This window comes from Escherichia sp. KCJ4928, assembly GCF_004352695.1.
In the GTDB taxonomy this organism is placed as follows: domain Bacteria; phylum Pseudomonadota; class Gammaproteobacteria; order Enterobacterales; family Enterobacteriaceae; genus ECMA0423.
This window is the reverse complement of sequence record NZ_SJWV01000422.1, coordinates 1-1218: the sequence shown is the minus strand read 5'-3', so window position 1 is coordinate 1218 and position 1218 is coordinate 1. Positions and strand designations below refer to the sequence as shown.

2 protein-coding genes are annotated in these 1218 nt (G+C 48.1%); both read left to right on the top strand.

The features are described from left to right. On the top strand, positions 1-300 hold a 300-nt coding region (locus tag E0D98_RS27640; protein ID WP_131891294.1), incomplete at its 5' end, for a hypothetical protein. A gap of 326 nt (positions 301-626) precedes the next feature. Further along, positions 627-1218, top strand: a 592-nt coding sequence (locus E0D98_RS24480; protein ID WP_131891291.1) for a GTPase family protein, incomplete at its 3' end; no start/stop codon positions are given.

Here is a 1218-nt window from a genome sequence, read left to right as displayed (position 1 = left end):
AGCGACAGCGTTTCAGTACAGGAATTAAAAGCCAGCTTTTGCTCAGTAAAAACACACTCAACTAATAATATCTCAGCAGATATTATCCTGACCAGGACACCTCACATTACTGAATTCTCTTCCGACAGTATCACTGCACAAATAAAAAAGAACGGGATAAATATTCAGACCGGAAGAATGGTGTCACAAAAGCATTTAATCATTACGCATGACCAGGAAGGGAAACACTTAACCACATGGTATCAACAGATATCATTACGTGTGCACTCTTATAAAAAACACACAGAAGAAGTAAGATAATTATAAATGTAAATTTAATATCTCCCAGTGACATCTCCCCCACAATACACTGAAAAATACTCACAGCAGTAAACACAGACACACCTGATAATCATGCAGCCGATAAATATTTTCCCCTTTACGGAGAAATCAGCCTGCTGTTTAACAATAACGGCGTATTTTCATGGAAGGAGATCACCCAGTAACGGATAAGTCCTGATCTCCTTCATGTTAATACGCAACAATCCCATCGATTCAAAACAATTTCAGACAGATATTATCTCCGTGAATCCCCCGCCACCTTTCCGGTGCGCGGGGTTTTGTCTTTTTTCACCGGGAATACATGTATGAATCCGTCTGATGCCATTGAGGCAATTGAAAAACCGCTCTCCTCCCTGCCTTACTCGCTTTCCCGTCACATCCTGGAACATCTGCGCAAACTCACCCGTCACGAACCCGTGATTGGCATTATGGGTAAAAGCGGGGCCGGTAAATCCTCACTCTGTAATGCACTGTTTCAGGGGGAGGTCACCCCGGTCAGTGATGTTCACGCCGGCACCCGGGAAGTACGGCGCTTCCGTCTGAGTGGCCACGGTCACAGCATGGTTATCACTGACCTGCCCGGGGTGGGCGAGAGCCGGGACAGGGATGCAGAGTATGAGGCCCTGTACCGTGACATTCTGCCTGAACTGGACCTGGTACTGTGGCTGATTAAAGCCGATGACCGTGCCCTGTCTGTGGATGAGTATTTCTGGCGACACATCCTGCACCGGGGACATCAGCGGGTACTGTTTGTGGTGACGCAGGCCGACAAAACGGAGCCCTGCCATGAATGGGATATGGCCGGTATTCAGCCTTCTCCTGCACAGGCACAGAATATTCGCGAAAAAACGGAGGCGGTATTCCGTCTGTTCCGGCCCGTACATCCGGTTGTGGCCG